This is a genomic window from Nocardioides stalactiti (assembly GCF_014180715.1).
In the GTDB taxonomy this organism is placed as follows: Bacteria; Actinomycetota; Actinomycetes; order Propionibacteriales; family Nocardioidaceae; genus Nocardioides; species Nocardioides stalactiti.
In genome coordinates this window covers 18,633-42,553 of sequence record NZ_JACEFC010000017.1, presented here as the reverse complement: position 1 = coordinate 42,553, position 23,921 = coordinate 18,633, and the positions used below count along the sequence as shown (strand labels likewise).

General features: G+C 67.4%; 25 protein-coding genes. 14 read left to right on the top strand and 11 right to left on the bottom strand.

Going from position 1 to position 23,921, the window contains the following annotated elements:
* Position 1 precedes the first annotated feature (1 nt).
* From H0487_RS24210 to H0487_RS05505, 3 genes are all read left to right on the top strand, one after another.
* Positions 2–682 carry an N-acetylmuramoyl-L-alanine amidase gene (locus H0487_RS24210; RefSeq protein ID WP_183093226.1) on the top strand — a complete coding sequence of 227 codons (681 nt, stop codon included), beginning with the start codon at positions 2–4 and terminating at the stop codon, positions 680–682.
* Between the two features lie 147 nt (positions 683–829).
* The gene (locus tag H0487_RS05510) at positions 830–1,492 is read left to right on the top strand and encodes a hypothetical protein (RefSeq protein ID WP_183093225.1); all 663 of its coding nucleotides are present in this window, start codon (positions 830–832) and stop codon (positions 1,490–1,492) included.
* A complete protein-coding gene (locus H0487_RS05505; protein WP_246382999.1) occupies positions 1,489–2,724 on the top strand; it encodes an MFS transporter in 1,236 nt (411 codons plus the stop codon). Before H0487_RS05510 ends, H0487_RS05505 begins: the two co-directional genes overlap by 4 nt.
* Before the next feature lie 53 nt (positions 2,725–2,777).
* Here H0487_RS05505 and H0487_RS05500 read toward each other — a convergent pair whose 3' ends face one another.
* Entirely contained in the window at positions 2,778–3,101 is a 324-nt protein-coding gene (locus H0487_RS05500; RefSeq protein ID WP_183093223.1) for a hypothetical protein, read from the bottom strand.
* Between the two features lie 169 nt (positions 3,102–3,270).
* Between H0487_RS05500 and H0487_RS05495 the strand changes: the two genes are divergently transcribed.
* From H0487_RS05495 to H0487_RS05465, 7 genes are all read left to right on the top strand, one after another.
* Entirely contained in the window at positions 3,271–3,915 is a 645-nt protein-coding gene (locus tag H0487_RS05495) for an exonuclease/endonuclease/phosphatase family protein (protein ID WP_183093222.1), read from the top strand.
* Between the two features lie 95 nt (positions 3,916–4,010).
* On the top strand, positions 4,011–4,583 hold the full coding sequence (locus H0487_RS05490; protein ID WP_183093221.1) for a hypothetical protein: 573 nt from the start codon (positions 4,011–4,013) through the stop codon (positions 4,581–4,583).
* A 225-nt stretch (positions 4,584–4,808) separates the two neighbouring features.
* Complete coding sequence (locus H0487_RS05485; RefSeq protein ID WP_183093220.1) at positions 4,809–5,312, top strand: hypothetical protein; 504 nt, start codon at positions 4,809–4,811, stop codon at positions 5,310–5,312.
* A 29-nt stretch (positions 5,313–5,341) separates the two neighbouring features.
* Positions 5,342–5,638 carry a hypothetical protein gene (locus H0487_RS05480; RefSeq protein ID WP_183093219.1) on the top strand — a complete coding sequence of 99 codons (297 nt, stop codon included), beginning with the start codon at positions 5,342–5,344 and terminating at the stop codon, positions 5,636–5,638.
* A 17-nt stretch (positions 5,639–5,655) separates the two neighbouring features.
* Positions 5,656–6,204 carry a hypothetical protein gene (locus H0487_RS05475; RefSeq protein ID WP_183093218.1) on the top strand — a complete coding sequence of 183 codons (549 nt, stop codon included), beginning with the start codon at positions 5,656–5,658 and terminating at the stop codon, positions 6,202–6,204.
* A gap of 5 nt (positions 6,205–6,209) precedes the next feature.
* Positions 6,210–6,356: a hypothetical protein gene (locus H0487_RS05470; protein WP_183093217.1), complete on the top strand. Its 147-nt coding sequence runs from the start codon at positions 6,210–6,212 to the stop codon at positions 6,354–6,356.
* Between the two features lie 49 nt (positions 6,357–6,405).
* Positions 6,406–7,254: an RNase H family protein gene (locus tag H0487_RS05465; protein WP_183093216.1), complete on the top strand. Its 849-nt coding sequence runs from the start codon at positions 6,406–6,408 to the stop codon at positions 7,252–7,254.
* A gap of 101 nt (positions 7,255–7,355) precedes the next feature.
* On the opposite strand, the gene H0487_RS05460 is transcribed toward H0487_RS05465, so the two are convergent.
* A complete protein-coding gene (locus tag H0487_RS05460) occupies positions 7,356–8,189 on the bottom strand; it encodes an SDR family oxidoreductase (RefSeq protein WP_183093215.1) in 834 nt (277 codons plus the stop codon).
* Positions 8,190–8,340: 151 nt separating this feature from the next.
* Between H0487_RS05460 and H0487_RS05455 the strand changes: the two genes are divergently transcribed.
* The 3 genes from H0487_RS05455 to H0487_RS05445 all read left to right on the top strand — a co-directional run bounded on the left by H0487_RS05455 (position 8,341) and on the right by H0487_RS05445 (position 9,866).
* Entirely contained in the window at positions 8,341–8,838 is a 498-nt protein-coding gene (locus H0487_RS05455) for a hypothetical protein (protein WP_183093214.1), read from the top strand.
* A gap of 306 nt (positions 8,839–9,144) precedes the next feature.
* Positions 9,145–9,321, top strand: coding sequence for a hypothetical protein (locus tag H0487_RS05450; protein ID WP_183093213.1), 177 nt, complete (start codon positions 9,145–9,147; stop codon positions 9,319–9,321).
* Between the two features lie 167 nt (positions 9,322–9,488).
* A complete protein-coding gene (locus H0487_RS05445) occupies positions 9,489–9,866 on the top strand; it encodes a hypothetical protein (protein WP_183093212.1) in 378 nt (125 codons plus the stop codon).
* A gap of 291 nt (positions 9,867–10,157) precedes the next feature.
* Here H0487_RS05445 and H0487_RS05440 read toward each other — a convergent pair whose 3' ends face one another.
* Both H0487_RS05440 and H0487_RS05435 read right to left on the bottom strand, forming a co-directional pair.
* Positions 10,158–10,691 carry a hypothetical protein gene (locus H0487_RS05440; RefSeq protein ID WP_183093211.1) on the bottom strand — a complete coding sequence of 178 codons (534 nt, stop codon included), beginning with the start codon at positions 10,689–10,691 and terminating at the stop codon, positions 10,158–10,160.
* Positions 10,691–11,611, bottom strand: a complete 921-nt coding sequence (locus H0487_RS05435) for a M78 family metallopeptidase domain-containing protein (RefSeq protein ID WP_183093210.1) — start codon at positions 11,609–11,611, stop codon at positions 10,691–10,693. The genes H0487_RS05440 and H0487_RS05435 overlap by 1 nt, the downstream gene beginning before the upstream one ends.
* A 135-nt stretch (positions 11,612–11,746) precedes the next feature.
* On the opposite strand from H0487_RS05435, the gene H0487_RS05430 reads away from it, so the two are divergent.
* Entirely contained in the window at positions 11,747–12,136 is a 390-nt protein-coding gene (locus H0487_RS05430) for a hypothetical protein (protein WP_183093209.1), read from the top strand.
* A 24-nt stretch (positions 12,137–12,160) separates the two neighbouring features.
* Here the strand turns inward: H0487_RS05430 and H0487_RS05425 are convergent, their stop codons facing one another.
* The 7 genes from H0487_RS05425 to H0487_RS05395 form a co-directional block, all read right to left on the bottom strand.
* On the bottom strand, positions 12,161–13,825 hold the full coding sequence (locus H0487_RS05425; RefSeq protein WP_183093208.1) for a nuclease-related domain-containing DEAD/DEAH box helicase: 1,665 nt from the start codon (positions 13,823–13,825) through the stop codon (positions 12,161–12,163).
* 77 nt (positions 13,826–13,902) lie between these two features.
* The gene (locus H0487_RS05420; protein ID WP_183093207.1) at positions 13,903–14,400 is read right to left on the bottom strand and encodes a hypothetical protein; all 498 of its coding nucleotides are present in this window, start codon (positions 14,398–14,400) and stop codon (positions 13,903–13,905) included.
* A 49-nt stretch (positions 14,401–14,449) separates the two neighbouring features.
* Positions 14,450–15,964, bottom strand: a complete 1,515-nt coding sequence (locus tag H0487_RS05415) for an ADP-ribosylglycohydrolase family protein (RefSeq protein ID WP_183093206.1) — start codon at positions 15,962–15,964, stop codon at positions 14,450–14,452.
* A complete protein-coding gene (locus tag H0487_RS05410) occupies positions 15,961–16,938 on the bottom strand; it encodes a TY-Chap domain-containing protein (RefSeq protein WP_183093205.1) in 978 nt (325 codons plus the stop codon). The genes H0487_RS05415 and H0487_RS05410 overlap by 4 nt, the downstream gene beginning before the upstream one ends.
* 212 nt (positions 16,939–17,150) lie before the next feature.
* A complete protein-coding gene (locus H0487_RS05405; RefSeq protein ID WP_183093204.1) occupies positions 17,151–18,596 on the bottom strand; it encodes a 5-methylcytosine restriction system specificity protein McrC in 1,446 nt (481 codons plus the stop codon).
* Positions 18,597–18,599: 3 nt separating this feature from the next.
* Positions 18,600–20,183, bottom strand: coding sequence for an McrB family protein (locus H0487_RS05400; protein WP_183093203.1), 1,584 nt, complete (start codon positions 20,181–20,183; stop codon positions 18,600–18,602).
* A 165-nt stretch (positions 20,184–20,348) separates the two neighbouring features.
* A complete protein-coding gene (locus tag H0487_RS05395) occupies positions 20,349–23,834 on the bottom strand; it encodes a TM0106 family RecB-like putative nuclease (protein WP_183093202.1) in 3,486 nt (1,161 codons plus the stop codon).
* Between the last annotated feature and the right edge of the window lie 87 nt (positions 23,835–23,921).

The window sequence follows — 23,921 nt, the reverse complement described above, 5'->3', positions numbered from 1 at the left end:
CGTGAGCCTCATCAAGACCCTTCCCGCAGTCGCCCTCCTCGCGACCGCCCTGCCCGTCGTGTCGGCCGGCGATGCTCACGCCGACACGGAGTATCTGCCGACGTACTGGAACGGCAAGAAGGTCTATCTCTCGGTTGCGTGCCATGACGGGAACGACGACATCCCGGGCGGTGACTGCATCAGCAACTCGGGCTGCGACGGCTACTGGGAAAACGGGGCCTCCAACAAGATCGCGAATGCCGCGGTGGCAGGCGACGGAGCGGGGCGCAATCTGCTCGAGCGCTTCTACTACGTCAGCAAGGGGCGCGGCACTCTCAACGAGAACGTCGAGAACTCGAACGAGTGGGGCGCCGACCTCCACGTGCCGCTTCACACCAATGCCTCGAACGAGACCTGCTCGAACACCAACGCGGGTGCCCATGGGACGAAGGCGCTGTATGAAGGAAGCGGCGACGAGCGCTGCGCGCGGATCCTGCAGCGGAAGGTCGGTGCCGACAGCCCCGGCACCGACGATGACCCGGTCAAGCGCGACGACCTCGGGGAGCTCTCCCTTCCCGACGCCCCCTCGTGCTACCTGGAGGCGGAGTTCCACACCTGGCAGAAGGGGGTCGACTGGATCCGCAAGGAGACCAGCTGGAGCTATCGGATCGGTGGGACCGTCGACGAGTTCTTCGGGTACTGACCGGTGCCTAAGACCCGCATCACCCGAGACCTCGCGGGGCCCTTCGCGATGGTCGCCGCCCTTGCAGCCTGCAGCGCCCCTCCGGCCACGGCCCCTGTCCCCAGCGGGCCGGTTCTCTCACTCGACGCGGAGGTCCTGCCCGGTCCGGTGAGCGTCAAGGTCACCGGCGCCGAACCCCGCACCTTCTACGAGGTGGCCCAGTGCACCACCTTCTCCACGGCTCCCAAGGAGGTGCCTGACGAGTGCGACGTGTCCGCGGCGTCGACAGCAGTCCAGAGCGACGCCCGGGGCAGGTTCTCGACCGAGTTCGACCTTCGGTCCGTGATCGGGGTGGACGGACGCCGTGAGGTCGATTGCATCGCCGACGGGTGTCAGCTCGCGCTCATCGATCCGGCGGGCGTCGTGACGACCACATCCATCGAGTGGGGGCCGGGGGCCGTGGCCGAGCAGGCACCGCAGTTGACGATCCAACGTCTGGACCTCCCGGACCGAGGCAACCGCGGTAGCGCGACCGTGAAAGGCGCCGGGTTCCCGCCCGGAGCCAGAGCGGTCGTCGTCCAGTGTCCAGCAGCGCCACCAGCCGACTCACCGAACGTCGACGGCGGAGACTGTCTCTACGCCTACGGCACCCGCGTCCGAGCAGACAGCGCTGGCGAGTGGACGCGGGAGATCGTCGTCTACCGGCTGTTCCAGCGCTCCGACAACGAGCTGATCGACTGCGGGAAGACTCCCGATCTCTGTGCGCTGGCGATCCCCTGGCCGAAGACGGACCACCGGATGGCACGGGTCACCTTCAACCAGGTCGGATGAGCTCGGACAACGCACATCCGCTGTGGAGACAGCGCGACTACCTCTGCCTAACGATCGGCGAGACCGTGAGCACGATCGGCGGAGCTGCGGCGTCGTTCGCTCTTCCCCTGATCGTCCTTGCGATGACCGAGTCCGCGTTCGCCGCTGGCGTCGTGGCCACGGCGGGGATGATCGGCAACCTGACTGCTCTGGCGTTCGTCGGCAACCTGGTCGATGGGCACAGCAGGCGCGCCGCGATGCTCGTCGGCCAAGTGACCCGATGGGTCACCTGGTCAATGCTCGCGATCTTGGTGACCCTCGGGTGGTTCGACGTGGCCGCCCTTGCCGCCCTCAGCCTTGCCGGCGGCGCCGCGACCGCCCTGTACCGCACCGCTGAGGCCGGTGCGCTCAAGACATTGGTCCGGCAGGAGCAGCTGCCGACAGCCGTCGCTGTGATCGAGGGGCGCGGCGCAGCTGCCGACCTGGCTGGGGCGCCGCTCGGAGCCCTGTTGTTGAGCCTCGCCCTGCCACTCCCCTTGTGGATCAACGCTGCGAGCTTCGCCGTCGCGATCATCGGCATCGCACTGATCCGTACGCCGCTCGCTCGGCCTGATGCCGCGCGCCCGGAGGTCTATCGGAAGGCGTTGAGCGCAGGATTCCGCTACCTCCGCGGACAACGGGCCTTCCTGGCGATCGTCATCAGCCACGGGCTGGTGAACTTCGGCCTCAACGCCTTCACGTTCGCAATGATCGTCATCCTCCAACGCGACGATCATCCGTACTGGCTGATCAGCCTCTATCCAGCAGCGGCGGGGATCGGGCTGCTCGCCGGAAGTCTCCTCGCGCCTCATCTTGTCGCCCGCATGACTATCGGGCGGCTGGCGTCGACGTCTGTGTGTCTCACCGTGGCCACGATGACTGCGATCAACCTGGCGATCGATCACCCACCACTGATCCTTGCCGCGGTCGTCGTCGGATCGCTTTCCGCGCCCGCGTCGAACGCCGCGACCGTGTCGGATCTCGCCGTCGTCACTCCAGCTCACCTCCAGGGCCGCGTGTTCGCTGCGGACGAGCTCGCGACAGGCATCGCCGTCCCGTGGGGCATCCTGCTCGCCGGGCTGATGGTCGAGAACGCGGGCTCGAGCCCCACGCTCGCGTCACTCACTGCGGTCGTCGCCGTCGCAGCCGGAGTCCTTCTCAGCAGCGCGGACGTCCGATCGCTTCCACGGTTGGCCGAGGTCGAACAGGCGTAGGCGACCTAACGTCGGAGGGAAAGCGACGGTCCACGTGACCGCGGGTCCGCGTGTCACATCTCGCGCCACCCCGCACGCGCGAGCTTCACCGCCTCGGCAGCATCCAGCCGAGCACGCCGACGGTCCGCCCGCCGCTCAGCACGCCGCTCGGCACCGTCGTGGCAGAGCGAGCAGGGGCAGACACCGACGCCGGTCCAGTGCAGCTCCCAGTGACACGAGGTGCCGATCGCCCCGGGCGTCGACCACTGCGCGAGGTCGTCCCGCATCGTCGCGGGCAGGTCGCAGACGCCGTCACTGTGGTCATGCACGGCGACGCGCGAGAGGGTGCCGTCCCACAGGCGGACGCGGAAGGGCTGGGTCTTGTCGGTACGGGACATGTGACGCTCCGAGGTCTCCTGCGGCAGCGTCCATCCCGCGGGATTGCGGGGAGGTCGCTACCGCCGCGGTAGCTCGGGCGGCCGACAAGCGATGTGCATGGGCATCACGCTAGCCCGAGCAGCCGACACAAACGCCGGAAACGTCGGACGACACCGCCATGCTGTGCGCATGCGGATCGGCACCTGGAACCTCGACGCACGCGGTACGGCGCGCCATCGCGAGTTCCTCGAGGGGCTGGCCTGCGACGTACTGCTCCTCACCGAGGTCCATCCCGACCTCGAGCTCCCGGGGATGGTCGGACACCACACCTTCCACAAGATGGCGCGCGGCCAGTCCTGGGCGGCGATCTATGCCCGCGACCTGTGGCACCTCCCGGACCCGCATCCGGCGTCAGCGCTCGCGATCGTCGACGGGATCCGGGTGTGCTCGTCCGTGCTGCCGTGGCGTGGCTGCGCCGGCTACTTCCCGTGGGGCGGCGACGCCGGCCCCGCAAAGACGGCGTACGCCATCGACAACGTCGTCCTCGAAGGAGCGCCCGATATCTGGGGAGGCGACTGGAACACGTCGTTCGCTCCGAAGGGGTACGCCGTCTCCCCCGCCAGCCGCACCCTGCTTCGCACCGCGGCCCGGCAGCTGCGACTCACCATCGCGACCGACGAGCTCAGCAACCAGGACCACAACGACCAGTCGATCGACCACATCGCCGTACCGGACCACTGGACCGTCCGGTCCGCCGATCGGGTTCGTGCGCAGGCTGGCCGGTCGATGCTGTCGGACCACGACGCGTACGTCGTCGACGTCGCGCCGGCGTAGTCCCCCTTGACTTCCCCAACATCTCACTCGAGAATCAATGTCCCAATCTGAATTATTGGCAGGTCCGTCCGGGGGGATTGGTGAGAAGAAGCTCAATGGGCGTGATCGTCGCTGCCAACCTGTGCGCAGTCTCGCTGGGAGCCATCAACGCAGCTCACGCCGATGTCGACTTCGATCCCTTGCCGGACGGCGGCGCACACACCTACTGCTTCGGCGAGACGCACGCGCCCAACAACATCGTCGCCGAGCGCATTCACTGGTCCGAGGGCACGCTCGAGAACCAGACGGCCGTCACGACCGACTTCCACGGGGCCGGTTGCACCGACCAGTCCGACGTCCGGTGGCAGCAGCGCTCGATCGACGGCTACGCCGACGGCTGGGCCGACTGCCTGAACTACAACGACAACGGTCGATGCGACCAGTTCCGCGTACGCATCGACTACGGCCTGATCCAGGACTACGCCGACAGCCCGCCAGCCGAGGTACGGCATGCGACCTGCCACGAGCTTGGGCACACCGCCTCAGCCAGCCACTACGGCCAAGGCATTGCCAACCCGGACGCCCCGGGACACAGCTGCATGCGCTCAGGTCTGTGGGACGGCGGCGAGGAATGGACGAAGTCCTACGGGCGTCACCACATCAACTTCCACTTCAACCGGCACTTCTGAGATCTCGAGAACGAGGCGATCGACATGGCGCGACGACAAGATGCTGCCGCCTTCGTGGTGGGCACGGCACTCCTGCTGGGGGCGTCAGCCTGCTCAGGCGAGATGTCCACTCACTCGTCGCCAGCGAGAGACACCGTTGCTCCGACCCAGGACCCAGTCGACACATCGGTCTTCGAGCGAGCCGGCGGCGAGGGCAACGCCTTCGTGTACGGCAGCCCGAGCGAGATGGCCCGCGATCGCGCCGTCGTCGCATCGGGCAAGGTCGTCGGCTTCACCGACGGATATGAGGTGCTGGAACGCGGAAGCGACCAGGAGGGCTACGACATCCGCGACTACTCCGTCGTGATGCAGGTGGAGGTGACGCACCTGTGGAAGGACGACGGGTCCGCCGCTGACGACGACGGCTACCTCTACCTCGCCCTGTCCCGCGGGGCCGAGCAGGAGGGGGTGCCCGACGACGGCGGACCCTCCACCGTCACACCGGTCGCCGAGTTCGCGAAGGCGATCCCCGCTGGAACGCCGGTCGTCGTGATGGCCGGCCCCATGTTCATCCCCGACAAGGCTCCAGGCATCGACGTCATCGGACTGCGCCGGGGCGTGCCGTCCGACGCCGTCCTGTTGTCGGGATGGCACCCGCAGGCGCTCTCCTTCCCGGACGCCGCTGGCACCACCAGTTGGCGGCGCCGATCACTCCAGCAGGTCGAGGCCGAGCTGGACGGTCAGTTCTAGGACCGACAGAGGAAGGGACCACCCCCCCCTTGGTAGGCACCCTGCTCGTCGGGCGAGCGTGGTTCCAGCCGGCGGACCCGGCCGAGCTCGCTGACCTCGACCTCCCCGACCTCTCGCCGGATCCAACCTGGTCCTGCACCGTGGAGTACGCCCACGAAGAGCGATCTGAATTTCGCTTCGGGACCTTCGACGACCTGATGGACTGGGCCGTCGGCGCCGCGGCCGAGGAGCTGTACGTGTTCACCGTGAGCGATCGCGAGTTCCATCGGTTCTCCGTTGAGGACCAACAGCGCTTGCGCAGTCGGTACGGTCGGCCGTCCACCTAGCATCGTGGAGTGTGAGCATGAGCCGACCCGAGGTCCCGGCGGGCACTGTCGTCCTGATGTATGAGGGGTGGCAGGTCTGGGACGGGCAGTACTGGCCGGTCCGCGTCGGTGGCGAGCTCGTGGCGTCCGTGGAGTTCGTTCAGCGTTCGACGCCGACCAGCGTCGAACCCGACAGCAGCCCGCGGGTCGAGCACATCGAAGGCAACCGCTATCGCGCCATCGCTCGGGTGTTGGACGCGACCGATGCCGTCGTGCTCGACCTGGGCGCTCTGCGGGCATTGCGGTGGATTCGACCCGGCGAGACCGCCGGCGACTTCTCGACCGGTGACCTCGTCTCTGTCGACCTGAGCCTCAGCCTCAACGGCTGGCCGACGTCGTCCTGGACCCATCGCGCAGCCGAGCTGCACGGCACTGATCACCGCTGGCACGTCGAGCGCATCGTCTACGTGACCGGCAACCCAGGCGACGCGGTCGACCTCGAGGAAGCGAGTATGACGACCGTGGATGCCGACGACGAGCACTGCCTGCTGTTCTGCACGCTCGTGGACGCGGAGCCGGAGCACTAGCCGGCGTGATCGCGGCGCGAGCTCGAGGTCGAGCAGGGCGACCGGAGCGCGTCGCCGACGCGGTACGGCGGATCACCGCCGTCGACGGGCAGCCGAACAAGAAGGAGCTGGCTGTCCTCGCTGCGATCGAGGAGCGCTGCAGCCGCGCGTAGGTGTCGTGGTTCCGTCGGAGGTTCGTGACCTAATCCGGCCATGGAACCGATGGCCCGCGTAGCAGTCAGGAAGCACCCCAGCTTCTCGGCTCGTCGCGTCGGCGTCGCGGTAGCCACCGGCCCGAAGGGGATCGCGTTCGCCGTCGCCGACGACGGCGCCGACCCGGTGGCCAACCGCTTCCTGGGCACTGTCGAGCAGGCCGTCGCCCACGCCATCGGTCGCGCGATCGGGGAGGCGGGCGGCCAGCCGACCGAGCTGCACCTCACCCTCGACACCGACGACCAGGCTCAGTCGGTACGCGCCGCTCTCGTCGACGTCAGTTGGCTCCGGGTCTATGTCCAGATCGGGTCGCTCGGCGTCCGGGCGTACGACGCGGCGTCGGATCTCGTGACGCCGCCGGCGGTGTCCGACGCCTCCCGTCGCCGGTTGACAGTCGCCACCGACGGATCGTGCGGCCGCCGCGGGATGGGGATGGCGTGGGTCTCCGAGACCGGGGACTTCCGCGCGAAGGCCAAGCTCGCCGGCCCGGCCTGCGCCCTCACGGCCGAGCTCGGCGCGATCAAGATGGCGCTGGCCTCCCTGCCGTCGGACCAGGCAGTGCACCTGCTGGTCGACTCGCGGGACGCGATCAAGGTCGTCCAGACCCTCCAGCGGGATGGCGCCGTCGGCCACCTGCCGCTCGGCGCCGGCGTGGTCGCCGCAGAGCTGGCGAAGCTCCTCCCCCACCGCGACGTCACCCTCACCTGGGTCAAGGGCCACAGCGGCCACCCGCTCAACGAGGTCGCCGACCGCCTCGCGCTCGCCGCTCGCCGGGCCCGTCAGCTCGGTCAGGCCCCGGAGGTCCGGGACGCGATCTTCGCCAACATCGTCGCCAGCCTCACGACGGCCTCGGCGTAGCGCGTCGTACCGGTCCTGCCGTCGTACGCCGGAGCCTACTTCTGCACCGCCATCCCGACGGACCAGACAGCCACGTCGAACCAGAAAAGCGCCCAGCTCGCTCAGCGCCGCGACGGAACTCCCAGGGCCTTGCGGAGCACCGCGTCCTGGACGGCCGTCGGCGAGGCGCCGGTCATCACCAGCTGCGCCCGGGGGCCAATCCCGACGACGTACCGGGCGCGGGGGCGGCGGGCGGTCAGCGCCTTCTCGATGGACCGGGCGACGTCGTCGACCGGAGCGGCGAGCTTCTGGGAGAGCGGGATGGTCTTGCGGAAGCCGGCGAAGTGGTCGCGGTAGAGGTCCCGCGCGGCGGGAGTCATCGAGGCCTCTGCTTGGTCGAGGTCGTCGGCCGCGTTGTGCCAGATGTCGGTCGCGACCTGGGCGGGCTCGACGAGCGAGACCTTGATCCCCCACGGGCGCAGCTCCATGCGCAGCGCGTCGGCGACAGCCTCGAGCGCGAACTTCGATGCGTTGTAGGCACCCGTCAGCGGCGTCACGACGCGGCCGCTGAGCGAGGAGGTGAACACGATCCGGCCGCGTGAGGCGCGCAGTCGCGGAAGCAGAGCCTGGGTCACCGCGACCTGGCCGATGACGTTGATCTCCAGCTGCCGTCGTACGTCCTCGATCGGCAGGCCCTCCAGCGGGCCCATGACCGCGACACCAGCGTTGTTGACCAGTGCGTCCAGGGTGGGCACCTGCGCGGCGAGAGCCGCGACCTGCTCCGCGTCCGTGACGTCCACGACGACCGGGGTGATCCTCGAGCTCTCCTTGCGCAGCTCGTCGCCGTCCTCGGTCCGTCGTACGCCGGCGTAGACGTCCCAACCGGACGCGGCCAGGCGGAGAGCGGTAGTGCGGCCGATGCCGCGAGAGGCGCCGGTGATGAGGACTGAAGGCATGGAGCCCAGGCTAGCCACCGGGCGGGGGCGGTCGGGCAGACCGGCAGTGCCGTCGGACGAGCGCATCTCGCGATCCTTGACTGACGTCGAGCGTCGCGACATTATGACTGTCCCAATCTGAATTTGATCGTCAGCCAATCCGGGGGGACTGATGAACCGATCATCGTTGTTGGCAGCAGCCGTTCTGTCCGTCGCCACTCCACTGGCTCCCATCCCTTCGATGGCAAGCGTCACGCATCGGACGTCAGCCAAAGCGGCGCTGCCCGCGCCCGCCGACGCCGACGCCGACGCCGACGCCGACGCCGACGCCGGCCAACTGACGGGGCTGCAAGAAGTGATCCGCGTCGCTCACAACGAGTTCCCCGGCATGGTGACCGGCGACCCGGAGCAAGCCGAGCTGATGACGCTGACGATCAAGGGCTACGGCAGCGAGCGGCAGTCAGACGTCACCAAGCCGAGTGACATCGACCTGAAGATCGACCGCCTCCCGGCGTGGGTGCTCGTGTTCGACTCGGTCGAGGTTCCGCTGGTCGGCGCCTACGATCCGCGGTCGAAGTCCGACGACCGGATTCCCACTCCGGCGCCATCACGCTTCGTGGTCCTGATCGACCCCGTCAGCGGAGACTTCATCCACGCCCGGACCTTCTGAAGCAACCACCTCCCCCGTTGTGGGTCGCGAGGACTGTCTCGCCCAGCCTGCTGTGGATAGAGGCCCGGGGTGCCCAAAGGGTGTCGGAGCTCAACGCGAGAATCGGGCCGATCCTTCGAGATCCGAAGGCGGCCCCAGCCGGTGCGGCAACACCGACCGGGGCCTAGGACCGAGTGCAAGAAGGGCACCCAGACCTTGAACACATCCTCTACCGCCCGCCAACCGCAGCGCGACTCCGACGCTTCTACCTGTCCGACGCCGTCGCCGACCTCGGACTACCGGCGATCACGCACCCACCTCTTCCCTGTGGACGACTACCGGGCCGCCGCCGCAATCGGTGGGCGGGCTCGCGCCTACTGCGGGGTCGTCGAGCTCGTGCCGAGGCTCGATCCCGCCGAGGTCGAGGAGACGACGGAGGCACAGGCCGACGACTGCGTCACCTGCGCCGACATATGGAACGGCCTGAGCTGGGTGCGCCTGTGAGCGCGGACGACACACGACCAGGCCGTCCGAGGATCACCGCGCTCTGCTGCCAGTGCGGAGCAGTTCGGACGGTTGCCGCGTCGTACCGCGGCAGACGACCGGCGACGGCGGCCGGCCGCGGCGTCCTCGACCCTTCGTGCCGGTGGCTCCGCTGCACGCAGTGCTCGATGGTCACCGTCCACGCCGTCGTCCTGGGCCGGGCTGCGCAGGTCGGGCCTTTCGATGGTTGCCCTCGCGAGCGCCACGATCGGGAAGCCGAGCGTGTACGTCGCCGCATCCGACGGCGCATCGCAGGGCTCGCTGCCGACGGCATCACGGTCGTCCGAGACGTCGCGCCAGACGAGATGCACCTGGACCAAGCGATCCTGGAGTTGATCGAGCACGACACTCAAGGGCTGCGCGTCAGCGTCTCCGAGCGGGCTACTGACCGCGAGATCCTGCGCGGCCTCGAAGCAGTGGAGGACCTGGTCGACCGGGCTGCTGGGCTCGGCCACTGGAGGGAATCCGCCGGCGCGCGGTGGCGCGGGTTGGCGTGGCGCCCATGACCGAGTGAGCCCGTCGTCCGAACCAGCTCCGCGCGGTTCCGTCGGACGTGCGGAGTTCACTCGCCTCATGAACTCGGATCCGGAAAGTGCGGCGCGCCCGCAACCCGAGCCGCTCGTGCTGCCGCCGTGCGAGTCGTGCGGATCCACCGATGTGCTGGCGATCCTCTACGGGTTCCCGACCTTCTCGACGTCGTGGCCACCGAACGTCATGGCTGGCGGTTGCCTCATCGGCCCTGGACGTGACCCGGACCTCCACTGCATCGCCTGCGGCCATGAGTGGTGCTCCTCCGACTAGTCCCAGAGGGTCGGCGTGCTCGGGTCGAGGTCGACCTGGGAAAACAGGCTCGGCTGGTCGCCGGCGTACGGCGACCACCGCGCGGTGGGCTGCCTGAGCTGGGCGTAGCGGATCGAAGCGGTCGTCAGCCTCATCATGACCTCGCGGACCCAGAGGTCGGCGTCGGCACCGACCTCCACCCCACCGAAGCGGACGAAGCTGGGGTGCACACACCCGAAGCGGAACCGGACCGCGTCGGTGAGCTGCTGCGCCACCTCGTGCTCCTGCCCGGGGTCGACGCGGTAGGACCGGATCCTGGCGTGTTCGGTTCCGGTCGGGTCCTCGCGCGGGTCCCGCTCGATCGCGATCGGCGCCCCACCACCCCACCGCATGATCCGGATGCTCGGCCCGCGGAGGGGATAGAGCTGGTCGGGCTCGGGTTCCGGGTAGATGAACAGGGCGCGACCGTTGGTCAGGTGGTCGAATGCATAGGCGAGGCCCGCCGTCCACCTGGCCCACGCCTTCTCGACATAGTCCCAGGCCTCGTCCATCAGCTGTCCTTCCGTCGCGGCAAACGCTTGCTGGCCATGTCCACCACCCGGCCGGTCGCGCGCACGACATGGTCGAGGCTGACGCCCTCGGGGACCTCTGGCCACTCGAGGTACTGCGCCAGGTGCGGAGGGAGGACGGCGTCGGGGTCGATCCGCCGGCAGGCCATGAACGCCACCGCCTCGGCCTCGAACTCCCGCACCGCCTCCGGCAGGTGCCGCCGGTCCGGCCACCACTTGGGGTTCGGCGTGCCGAGGTGGCCGCAGTAGAGGTGCCCGAGCTCGTGCGCGATCGTCGCGTAGACCTCGCTCGGCGAGAACGTCTCGTTGTGCTCGATCTCGTAGCGCACGGGCCAGTTCTCCACGACGGGCGGGCGCCTCGACACCTGCACCGGCTGGGTCGCGCCGCTCGACACCCGGATGCACCCGGCGGACAGCGAGCCCGACGGCGCCGCGGTGACCCGCACCCGGTCGAGCTTGGCGTTGTCGATCGTCGAGACCAGCGCCTGCTCGACGCCCACCATCGGTGGCATCGCGAACGGCATCGCCACCCGGAGCGGCAGGACGGGCGCATCTCCGTCGGGCTCGGTCTGGCTCACGTCGTACACGAACATCACCGGCCCGAAGGTCCACAGCACGATCAGCGGCCGCTCCCCCGGCTTCACCCGGCGCCCGTAGCGGTCCCGCCAACGCTGCGCCGTCTCGACGAACGACGCTCCCGGCCGCTGGATGTGGAGCAGCAGCGCGTTGAACGGCGCCTGGAAACGGAACTTCCCGACGAACTCCAGCAGGTCGCGGAAGTCGGCACTCCGCTTGTACTGCCAGGCCTCGGACACGAGGGCATCGATCGACGCCCGCGCTTCGTTCTTCGTGACCTGCGCGGATCCCGGTGATCCGTCCATCGCGAACAGCTCGTCGAGCATCGGGACCTCCTCCACCGTCCGGGAAGGTGAAGGTAGGAGGTACGTCCGACGGAAGGCCGGCCTCGACCCGGCTGGGACACGCATGTCGGCCGGCACCTAGGCCGATTTGTCGGACGGGGCTGGGACGATCACGCCGTGAAGGACCTGCGAACCGGCGATGCGATGACGCGCGCCCAGCTCATCAAGTTCAATCCGCTGTGGAACTCCCGTGACCGGGAAGTGATCGACGAAGACATCGATGCGTTCGGCGGCGTGAAGTTCGAGTACTACCAGTCTGGCTACAACCGCGGCGTCAACGTCCTGGACGAAGCCGGCACTGTGCTGATGTCAGTCGCGCCAGGCACGATCTACTACGCGGATGGCCGCACTCGACCGGGAAGCGTGTACCTGGAGTCCCACGGAGGCCACGTGTACAAGACATCGCGCGCCGGCAGCGGTGGCGGCTCAGCCAAGCCCGAGCCCTCCCGCCATCCCGTGTGCCAGAGCTGTTGGATGGAGCACCCCGAGGGCGAGTGCGACCGCTGACGTCACCCTTCGATGCGCGCGGCCTCAGGCACCCAGCCGCCGGGCCACCTCCGGCCCACCCACCCGCCGTACGACGTCCGGATCGCCGACCACGACCAGCCGGTCGGTCGCCCTCGACATCCCGACATACAACCGCTCGCGGGCACGATCACGGTTGCCGTCCTCGTTGAGGCACAGCACGACAGCCGGCCGCTCGAGGCCCTTGCAGCCGAGCACGTGCCCGAAGAAGACGTCCTCCTGCGCGAAGTAGGCGTCCCAGTAGCGCTCGTGGCCGAGGCCCTCGACCAGGTCGACCTGGGAGGGGTGGCGGTGGCCGGTCGTGATGAGCGCGATGGAGCCGTCGCGCCACCCCTCGTCCAACAGCTTCAGCACCTCCAGGTCCGCGACGTCGATCGCGTCCTCGGTCTCGCAGGGGACGAACGTGACGTCGGGGCCGTCCCCGCCACGTGCATACATGCGACTGGGAGCCATCGATCCGAAGGCCTCGAACACCTGGCGCGTGTTGCGCAGGCAGTGGTCGAGCACGAGGGGCACGAGTTGGACGGGCGGCCGACCGAAGCGGCTGAACACCCGCTGGTGCTCGTCGGAGAAGACGTAGATCCCGCCGTCCTCGTCGGACCGCAGCGAGCGCAGTAGCGGCTGCCACCAGTTGTCGGCGAAGTCCTGCGCCTCGTCAACCACTATCGAGTCGAAACGCTTTCCGTCCGGCAGCTCGGCGGCGAGGCCTGCCATGAGGGCGGGCAGCTCCTCCTCCCAGAACGCACTGTCCTCGCGGGTGCCGCTCGGCGCACCCCAGGTGCGACCCAGCTCCTCGAACGTCCCGACGAACGCCGGCCGTTCCTGCCGGCGCCAGGTCGCAGTGACGCGCTTGAAGTGCTCGGCCAGCCCGATCGAATAGCAGAGCAGGGCAACTCGTTCGGCCTTCTTGCCCCGCATCCCGAGGCTCAGCTCCTTCGCCTGCCGCAGCGCTAGCACCGTCTTCCCGCTGCCCGCTCCCCCGCGGATCTCGACCCGGTTGATCAGCCGCGTCACCCCCAGGATGGTCGCCTGCTCCTGGGTGAGCCGGTCAGATGTCGCGGCCCGGTCGTCGGCCTCGGCGTTGACGTCGTACGAAGCATGCAGGCGGCCACCGAGGATCTCGGCGATCAGGTCGACGTCGTCGCCGGTGGGCGGACGACGACCCTGGGTCATGCGTCGGGCATTGCGATGCACTCGCCCTGCCAGATCGGCCACGTCGTTGCGATCGTGGAGCGACCATCGCGGCAGGTCGGGAAGCTGGAAGTCGGCGTCGAACTCGGAGTACGGCGTGACGACGCCGTGGGCCCATGCGACCGGCCCGCGGCTGCCCCAGCGCGGATCGTTCTCTACGTAGTGGCGCAGCGCGTGCTTCCCGTCGCGTATTTGGTCGACGGGGTGGATGCGACGCTCCTTGCCACCTGAGCGGGACCACCAGGCAACGTCGCCACGGTCGGCGGTGGTCGTCCACACGCTGCCCCCCTTGACCTCGAGCACGATGCATCCGACGTCGGGCAACAGGACCAGCAGGTCGACCTCGTGGTCCTTGAGCTCGTCGGTGAGCCGAAGGTTGGCGAGGATCAGGCAGTCGTCGGGGAGGGTGTCGCGCAACTGCTGCCAGACGTCGCGCTCAGAGGCGGTCGCGAAGCGCGGCGCGTCGGACCATTCACTCATCGCGCGTTGTCATCCCCTCGATCGTCCTCGGCGAACAGCGGCCATTGTGCCGACGCGGCTACGACCGTGCTCCACAATCAGTAGAAGTCAGCCGGGGCCTCTGCTCGAGGTCCGAGGAAGTCGACCTCGACCGTCGCGCGCTCGTCCAGGCGCCATATCTGAGCCACGATGGCGACCAGCATCTCGTCCAGCACGAGCCTGAATTCCTTCTGATCCTTCTCTGCCAAGGCCTCGTTCAGGCGGGCCCCGAAGCGCTGGTACATCGCGATGATGCTCTCGGTGCCCTCCGACATGCCCTCGAACGGGCTGTGCCAGCCGCGCCGAGCACGGAGACAGTCGCCGAGGAGGTAGCCCAGGAGGTCGTCGTCTCGCCGCGGTCCCGGCAGCACCAGCTGCACCATCGGAATCCGGGTCTTGGGCACGTCGGGCAGGACCAGCAGCCCGAACTCACGGGCGATGGCCCCACACCGGGCAATCCGCCCCTCACTCTCCACGTCGTCCGCGTGGCGGGACTCAAACGCTTCCTCGCACGCGTCGATCAAGTTGAGGAGGTTGAACCGCTTCTGGCCGCTCACTCGTCGCCCCTTCTGTCGTCTGCTCGCACAATCACCAATCTTGCCCTGGTCACGCTTGCTCCCGGAGGCGTTCGACCGCCCGCTCGACCTCGTCGATCGGCACCGTAGCGCCCTCCGAAATCCCCCACGCGGCAGCGGCGTCAGCCAAGGTGAGCTCTTGCAGCGTCCGAGCGAACCCCTCGCTATCGCCCTTCTCACCGAACTCATTGAGGGAGCCGCCGAACCGCCGGTACAGCGCGATGACGTTGTCAGGGGCCTCCTGGAACTCGCGGAACGGGCTGATCAGCTCTCCGTGCGCACGTTCGCAGGCAATCAGCAGGTCGACCATCGCACGCTGCTGGAACATCGCGTGGTCGTCGAGCGGCTTGCCCTGCGGAGACAGCCAGACCAGGTGGAGATCCCTGCGCGGCGCGGGCACGACCTGGAGCCCGAACGCACCTGCCAGCGCCGCGCATCGAGCGAGCCGATGGTCGTAGGTGCCAGCAGGGGCAGGTTTGTCCCGGAAGGCAATGACGCAGGCGAAGAAGAGCTCTGCGACGTCATAGGTGGGAGCCAAGGCATCTCCTCGTGCACGCGCAGCGAGCAATACGAGGTCAGCGCCATCAAGGCCGGGCCAGCCGTGAACGGCATGCCGCCACGACAGCGGTACGGCGCTCGCGCCCCACCGCGCTCCAAGCAGCCCGCCTGCGATCGCTGCGACCGTGTCGGTGTCGTCGCCGATCCGGACCGCGTTGTGCAGCGCGAGCTGGAGGTGGCGGGCGGACATCTCTTGGGGCACATCGGTGGTGACGATCGCCGCGACGGCAGCCTGGAGCGCGGTGACGGTGAACCCGTTCGGCCGGAACCGCTCCCCCGGCACCCGCTCGCCGCGGTTGCGGTCGAGGTCGAGGGCGTCTTCGAGCCATGCCCGCCATCGATCGCGGCGGTCGTCGGGAAGCAGGTCGAGTCCGGCGGCGACCTCGAACCGTGCTTCGAGCACGGCGATCCGGATCGCCTCACACCACAGCACGCACGAGTCCCCGGCGAGCGGGTCGGCATGGGTCAGTTCGGCCACCAGGCGCGCGGCACGCGCGAGCTCGTCGCGGTCATCGAGGTGAGCAAGCGCGACGGGCGCGGTCCGCATCAGCGCACCGTTGCCGGCCGAATGCGACCGGGCAGCGGTATAGGCAGCGGCCTCCTCGATCATCACCCGAGCGAGGCCGACTTCACCGGCGTCGAGGCGGAGCCGGGTCGCCGAGAGCACCGAGCTGGTCTGGATGCCGATGTCGGCAGGACCACCGTCGTACCACTCGAGGAAGCCGTCGGCGATCTGATCGAGCGCCGCCTGCGTCGTGAGGTCGGCTCCGGTCGCAGCGACGCGGGCGATGGCGACGGCCATCGCCGTATCGTCGCTCCACTCGCCGGGCGCGAAGTTCCCGAGTCCTCCCCCGGTCATCGCCGCCTCGACGCCAGGCGCGGGCGGTGTGGCGAACTCGTAGGGCACGCCGAGCGCATCGCCCGCGGCGGCGGCGAGAAGGACGCCGGCAGCGCGGTCGTTCTGTGCGGTCGTCAGGTTCAAGGTCATCCCACCTTCGCTCGGGTGCGCAGTGCGAGGTCGTCCCGAGTGTTGGCCATCGCCGTGAGGAACCCATCCAACCGCTGGGCGAGGTGATGCGGAACGAACGGGAGACCGGGTACGGCGACCTGCTGCCAGATCGCTCGGTCGCGCAGCGTCCATCGCACCCAGGGGTTGTCGCGGTTGAGGATCCCGAGCTCGACCGCGGTGTCGCGTCGAGAGCGCACGTCGTGGGCGACGCGCGCCACGATCTCGACGGTCGGCGAGTCGTGGCGGACCCTGACCCGGACGAACTGATCCATGTGCTCGAGAAAGAAGTCGCCTTCGTCATCGACGTCCGGAGCTTCGTCGCATATGCCCGCGAGCGCCTGGCCCACTGCCTCGAACAGCTCGTCCCGGTTGGCCGGCTCGACCAGCCGCGGACCCTTCTTCTTGGGCCGGGGCCCCGGCTTCCTCTGCTTCGGCGGCTGCGGTGCGTCGACCGGAACGTCGCGAGTCGCGCATATCCCGAGGACAGACGCCCCCGCGGCGGCCGGTCCCCACGCGTTGTAGGTCAGGAGCTGCGGGTGCGCGATCCCGAAGTGGGCGCGCAGCACGCACACGACCTGGTGCGCGACGCTGCCGGCGTCGGCGAGCGGGACCTCGACGTACCAGTTGTGCTCACCGACCTCGTCGTCCTCATTGCCCTGCCAACCCGCTCCCCGCAAGAACGCGGAGCCAGCGTCGTCGAGTGCGTACTGCGGCAGCACGTAGGCGTTGCCAGAGATCTCGGCGCGCAACATCGTGCCGTCGTCGAACGCCGCGAACTGCGCATACGGCGGACATCCGCGGCCGGCCGGGTCCGCATCGGCAAGCTCGAGGACGAGGTGGTCCCCTTCGCTCGGGTCCGTCATCTGGCGAAGGTAGGCCGCCAGCCCTGCCTCGAGCTCGCCCCACACCTCGTCCAGCGCCCTGCCCGCTGCCTCTGGCCTGACCTCGTCCATGTCGGCCCCCTTCGTCATCCGATCACCGCGATCAGCAAGGTAACGTGACCGTCCTACGGAACTCGGCCATCGCCTCCGACGGCAGGGCAGGCCTCAAATCACCCACTCGTGGGCAGTCCCGTCCCCGGCTTCGCAGAGCGACCTTGTGCAACCGGGATTTCGTCGCCTCGACCACAGGAGGGACCTTGCTCGCGCACAGGTCCTTTGATGAATCAGATCGACGGGTCCGCCTGTTCCGCGAGACGTTTCGAGACCCGACCGAGGTAACCGTCCCAAAGGTGTGCCGTCGCCACGTCCGAAGGAGCCGGAAACGGGAGCTGCACGCTGACCAGTCGAACTGCATCGTCCGCAGTGTCTCGGCCACGATATTGGACTGTGGTTGCGCCTGAACCTGGGTACACGAGGACTACCGAACCCACAGGCCGGCGCCCGCTCCGCACAAGATGCGAGTAGGCAAACATCTGGTAGCGGTCGGCGAGTGACGGCTGGTCAGTCAGCTTGTATTTTGCGTCAACGACTACCGTCGAGTCGGCCCGCAAGACAACGTTGTCGGGACGGCCTAGCGCTTCCGTTCCCCCCGGTCTTGAGACCCACGGGTCACGGTTGAGATCGAACCTAGCCGACTGCTCCGTTTGGTCGAGAACCTGACCGATCCCGGCGCGCTTCAAAGCCTGATTCACGATCGACTCCCAGACCTTGTCGGTCGGCACCGAAAGCTCGACCGCCTGAGTCTGACGGTCGCGGCCGGCCTTCGCGACCAGCGCTCCGCCCCGAATCACCACACCGGCCAACCGCAACGCCGTTTGCCACGGCTGATCGAGCCTCGTCGGACGTAGCCGGGTCAAGGTGTTCAACACGGTGCTCAGCGGGAGAGCTTCGACCGCTTCGAGTGCCCGCCGAAGGCGGACCGCATCGCTGCGCAAGCGCTTCTCGTTGAAAGGCTTCGGAAGCAGGGAGCTCGGACCGTGCCCCTCAGCGATCAGCTCGAGGGCCGTCACGATGGCACCCAACAACTGGGTCGATTCCGTGAGTTCGTCGTACGTGCACGTGACCTTGGTGCCGCCCGTGGCTCGGTTGAGGCCAACACTAGAGGCCTTGACCCGACCGCGGACCGTCCAGCGGTCTTCTGTGATACGGCGATATCCGCGTCGGGTTTGATGCAGGCGCGCTTCAACCTCGTCGAGAAAGTGTCGAACCGCGAGCGGTCGGTAGAGCGAAGAGTTCCGTTCTCGAACAAACGGGCTGTCCGAAGTCGAACGGAAGAGTTCGATACGTTGGAACAGTCGCAACAAGTGCGCGGTCGATTCTGGGGCCGGACGCGAACTTGCGGGATTCTCGCCCGGGAAATTCATGGGGACGTCCGGAACCAGCAAGGAGTCACCGTCTTTCCACAGGCCTGTCCCGCTTCGGCTCGCTCGCAGCGCCGCTACTGCGGTCGCTTCCGTCTCGGCATCTGGGTCGCTGAAGTGGACCCGGTCGCCCTCAAAGAGGGCGAGCTCGGTACTTCCCGGGCTCAATTTGGTCAGAAACTGCTGACGCGTCGCGTCCTCACGCCATGCCTTCGGAGAAACGGTGACCACCAACTGCCGGTCGCCGACCGACGCAACCGAGATCCCGATTCGCTTGCCCATCGGCGACGCCGCGAAGGACAGGGACATCCCTCAGAACTCGCTTGTTTCGCCAGCAAGGGCCTCATCAGCGTCACCGGTGAGGTCGTTTTCGATCTCCGGCTGCGGTGAGACCGCGTCGGCGTCGACGACCCGGGCACCACGGGCAAGCCCGGTGCCGCCGACTTGGACAGCTAGCCCAATCTCGCTCAGGAAGGCGGCGAACTCGTCGAGCGCGGCAGCCGCCTGTGTCGAAACGGTCGCGTCCACGTGATCAGCCAGCCACTCTGCACGGCTACTCAGTTCAAGCAGGTCCTCAGCCCCAAACGAACGTAGACCGTCGATCAATTGAGGGAGCAACTGATAGCGCCAGACCTCGGCTACCGCACTGCGAACCGCGGCCTCATTCGAATCTGTCGCTTCGAGTCGAGACTCGAGTGAGTAGAGATAGGACTGGCCCAGCATCGCGTCTGGCCCGACACAGGGCATGAGCACGTGCTCGTTCAGGTGCGCGAGCCTCTCGATTGACGCTTCTTGGAGATGCCGCGCCGGACCGGCCAACCTATCGGCGGCTCTTGACCGTGGGCCGTCGAAGTCAGGCTCCAGTCGTACGAAATGGAACCTCCGACGGACTGCCGCATCGATCGGCGCGACCGACCTATCGGTGGTGTTGGTGGTCGCCAACACGTAGAGGTTGTCGGGAACGAAGAACCTTCGTCGCGAGTACGGAAGGGTCACCTCGACCTGGGTACTCCAATGTTCAGCAGTCGCAGCTGCCGGATCGTCGCCCACAAACTCGGCCCTCCGCGAAGCCTCAAGCGTCAGGAGGAGGTCGCCCAGCACGCTCGGGATGTTGCAGCGATTCAGTTCGTCAAGCAGGACCAGGACATCACGATCTGGATCTCGGACGGCAACCTGGCAGGCCCGCAGGAAGAAGCCGTCATCGATCTTGAACTCACCCGATCCAGCAGCGGACTGGTCGAAGTACCAGGTGGTCCCCTCGATGTACTCCGGCAAGGTGGGGCGCATCCCCTCGATGAAATCCTCGTACGAGGTCGACGGGTGCATCACCGTCGCGAGATAGGGGGCCTCTCCGAACGGCACGAGCTCCCTCCCCGTTGCCGCCGGCCACATCCTGGCGAGGTCCTGGATTGCGAACGTCTTGCCCGTTCCCGGCACCCCCTCAAGGACTACGTTCTTAGCCGACTGAAGAAGGCGCAGGAGTTGCACAGTTGGACCTGTCTCTGGAGTGATGGCCACGGCTGTCGAGACGACTGGCTTGGAGTAGTTGGACGCGCCCCTGCCCCTTGCAGGCGACAGATACAACCTCCACCGGCGGTGCCCTTGCCAGTCGTAAGGCTCCGGGCTGCCGTCGGCGGACGGCTCGGCGCCGTCTGGGTATTCGACCGCGCTTCTCGTCACCGTCATGAGGTTCTGATCTGGTCGGTTGTAGGCATTGCGGAGCCGCACATCACTCCCGCTCCTCGCCTGGATTCGGGTGATGCCAAGGCGAGCCATCTCGGCCTCGATCGTGTCGAGGTCGACGTCGGTGAACCTAGGCTGCCAGCGAGCCAAATGCCCGCGAATCGCGTCGATGGGCCAATCCCCTACTGGGGGCAGCGTGTTGTCAAAGGGCACTTGCCGCTCCGGGAAGCGATGGTGGGTACGACGACAGGTCGTGGACGGAAGTCGGGATGGAAGATCCACTGGCCCAGGATCGACCAAGGAATGTCGTCGTGCGACGACCGTACGTTTCCCCCATAGGTCAGAACCTTAGTCAGAACGCCCGACGCAACGAACTACCTAATCACACAGATCCGAACTGACGGCCGGCGGCGACCCCAGCGCGGGGGTGCCACACAACCCGATGAACGCGCCCAGTTCGAGCACACCGTGGGCACTGCTCGGCATGAAGGCCGTGAGAGTTTCAGAGCGAACAAGAATCGCTCGCCATTGAGCACGTGAGATGGCGACATTGACTCTGTTGCGGTTGAGCAGGAAGCCCATCCCGCGAGGAACATCACCGTGCGAGGACGCTGTCATCGAGACAATCGCGATGGGCGCCTCCTGACCTTGAAACTTGTCGACGGTTCCCACCCGCACAGCACCCAGACCAGCCCTCGCGAGCGCGTCGTGGATGACTGCAACCTGGGCGTTGTAGGGGGCGACGACCAGGAAGTCGGAGGCGGTGAGCGGACGCGGGGTCGAAGGATCGTCGGGGTCAGACCACTGGGCACCGATACTGGCGCGCACCAGCGCCACTATCTCCGCGGCCTCCTCAAATGATTCGGTGCGGTTGCCCGAGTGATCGACATTGACGACATGGAGGCCGGAGGGGATGCCGTCGAGCGATCGCTCGGATGCGGCGGGCGCTGCATTGAGCCGGCCTTCGTAGGAGAGAACCGAGACGCGGTTGCAGAGGTCGGGATGCATCCGATACGACTCGGCCAGGAAGTAGCCGCGGTCCGCCGGGATGGTCGGGTGTTCCTCCATGAGCCAACCCAGAGCGGATTCATCGACCGGCTCGGCGTGGGTGCCCTGGCTGACCTGGGGCAGCTGCTGGGGGTCTCCGAGGAGAAGGATCCGGGAAGCGGCGACGGAGGCGGCGATCGTCTGAGCGAGGGAGAACTGGCCGGCCTCGTCGATGACCAACAGGTCAAGGCTGCCTGGTGCGACTCTGTTGTCGTTGGCGAAGTCCCAGGCCGTGCCACCAACGACGCAACCAGCCGCGGCGTGCTCGTCGAGAAACGCAGCCACGTTGGTCAATGGCATCCACGATGGGTTGTCACTCTTGGTCTTTCCCTTCCCGACCGAGGTTGGATCGAGCCCTGCTTTCACGATGCCGGCGAGCATGTTTTCGACAACGGCGTGCGACTGCGCCACCACTCCGATTCGCCAGCCGTGCTGCTCCACCAGCTCCTTAATCACCCGCGACCCGGTGTAGGTCTTGCCGGTTCCGGGTGGCCCTTGGATGGCGACGTACGAGTCGTTCATGCCAATAAGGGCAGCGACGACGTTCTCAAGCGGCGACCCGTCGACCGGAAGCGGTCCAGCGCCGACGAGACGCGGCGTACGGCGGGCGAGGATGTCGAGAACTGCACTCGTCGGGAGCGAGGGCGCAGAAGCGGCGTGCACCCCGACTTCTCTGATGGCCGCTTCGAGCTTCACGGTGTTGGGCGGCGTGCCGGGAACCAGTGCGACCGGGAGGTCCCCAAAGGTGTCGGCAAGCTTGCGACTCTCCCAGACCGAGATCATCCGCGGGTCCTCGTCGTCAGCCTCAATACCGGCGCAGCCAGCGGCGCCGTACGCCCCTGAGTCGGGCCCGAACGATCCTGGAGGCGCGGGCGTCCGGTACACCACCTGGACATCCGAAGTGCTCGTGCTGCCTAGCGCCCAATCTCCGGTCAAACGAGTGAGCCGCCGAGCGTTGATTGCTCGCCCTCCAGGCACTGCCCAGTCCTCGACGACTTCAGCTGACTCGACGGTGAACACGTTCCGGGTGTCGGACCAGTCATGGATCGGGTGCGAGAGCCGCTCGAAGTGCTCCCACCAGTACTGCTTACGCTCACGCCGGTAGTAGTCCAGAGCGTTCGCCAACATGGCGAAGGCCTGCTCCTCCGCATTGCGATTGGCACGCAGTTCCGGCCCGGACCGTTCCATCAGACTGACGAAGATTGGATCGTGTTCAGAGAGCTCCTCGCCCTCAACGACCTTGATGCGCGGCTGGATGAGGTGGCGAACGCCGGCGTCTTCTGCCCGCTCCAACAGCCAGTCGCGCAGGCGCAACGTCGAGAGGCAGTCGTACTGGTTGTAGTCAGCGAGTGCCTCCAGGCGCCCCTTAGCCCCCTCCGGGTCTTCGGTGCGCGTGGCGCGGTACTCGTGGTATGCCACGACGGAGGCGCCTCCGTCGCCAACGGCGTCGTCATCGTCAGACCGAAGCTGGTCTCCCATGTAGAGGGGCTCCAGCTTCTTGATGCTGTACGACGGCGCTGAGACGCGGACGGCTCCGCGCACCGTCGCGTACAGGTCGACGAACACTTCCGAGCGAAGCAGATCGTCGAGCTCCTTCTCCTTGGTCTGGTACCGCATAGCGAGGCGCTTGAGCGCAGAGGTCTCGTACGGCGCGTAGTGGTAGATGTGCATGTCGGGGAACTCGACGCGTCGCTGCGCGACCTGCTCCATGAACGTGACGAATGCATCGCGCTCCTGAGCTGAGTCGTGCGCCCACAACGGAAGGTAGGTCTCGTCGGTCGTGATGGTGCCCCAGAGGTACTCGAGACCTACGCGCGTCGGATCGCCTTCGTCGTACAGCGGGTCGCCCTCGAAATCGAAGAACAGATCTCCGACCGACGGCCCAGGCAACCTCGACAGCGTCTCAGGCGCGGAGCCCGTCAGCTCGAATACAACCGGGGCACCGTCCCCTGCCTGCACCTGATTCCACTGGAGGGTTGCTTGTGCCCGCAACTTGTCAAAGGTCGCCTGTGCCATCCCGAAAGGCTTTGATGTCGCGGCCGCGAGATCGCCCATCGTCACCAGGTCAGCGGCCCGCAGTTTCCGACGTTGATCCATGCGAAGGCCAGCCACCAGGACCAGGTCGTTGCTCTGTTCGGCGGCGTAGTTGCACTCCGCACAACTGCCACAAGCGATCACGCTGCCCGAGCCCCAGCTGGTTGCTTGGCCACCGTTGCGATGCGAGGCGAGGATCTGGCGCAGTCGCTCCCGTCGCTCCATGAAGACCGGCACCACGTCGGCGACCTGGAAGTCGGCGCGCTCGCCACTGCCCAGCAGCAACGAGACGGTCGCTGACAAGGGAAGCCCCAGCTGCCGCAACTGCTCGGCATAGGCGCCGATCTGCAGCAACGCCGTGGGCTTTGCTTGGCGCGCAAGCTTCGCGTCGCAGACCAACCAACCGTCATCTGCCCGCTCGACGAAGTCGGCGTAGCCGAAGAACTCTCCATCAAAGAATGCCGCCTGGTGGACGACATCGACGTCGCCTTGGAACGCATTGACGGTGGCCGCGGCCGCGAACTCCAGCTTCGCAGTCGTGTAAGGCGGCTCGACGTGGTTGAGAACCGACACTTGGCCGCCCATCTTGTACTGCTCGAGAAGCCGCTCCTCGTGTCGATCCCCGAGTGAGGCGATGTGCGTCTGGAGGGCGTCTTCCTTGATCTTTACCGGGTCGGCCCATCCAAGCTTGTAGTCAAGCGTTCGGAGGACGGCGTACTCGCATTGTGCCGCGGCGGTGAGATCAGACGCGCTCCAATGCAACGCACCGTCGATGAGGAACACGAGTCAGCTCTCCTGTCGGCGCCGTGACGTCGGTTCGGCGATATTGCTGCCGCCGCCGAGAGCTGGCCAAGGTAGCGGGAGTTGGCA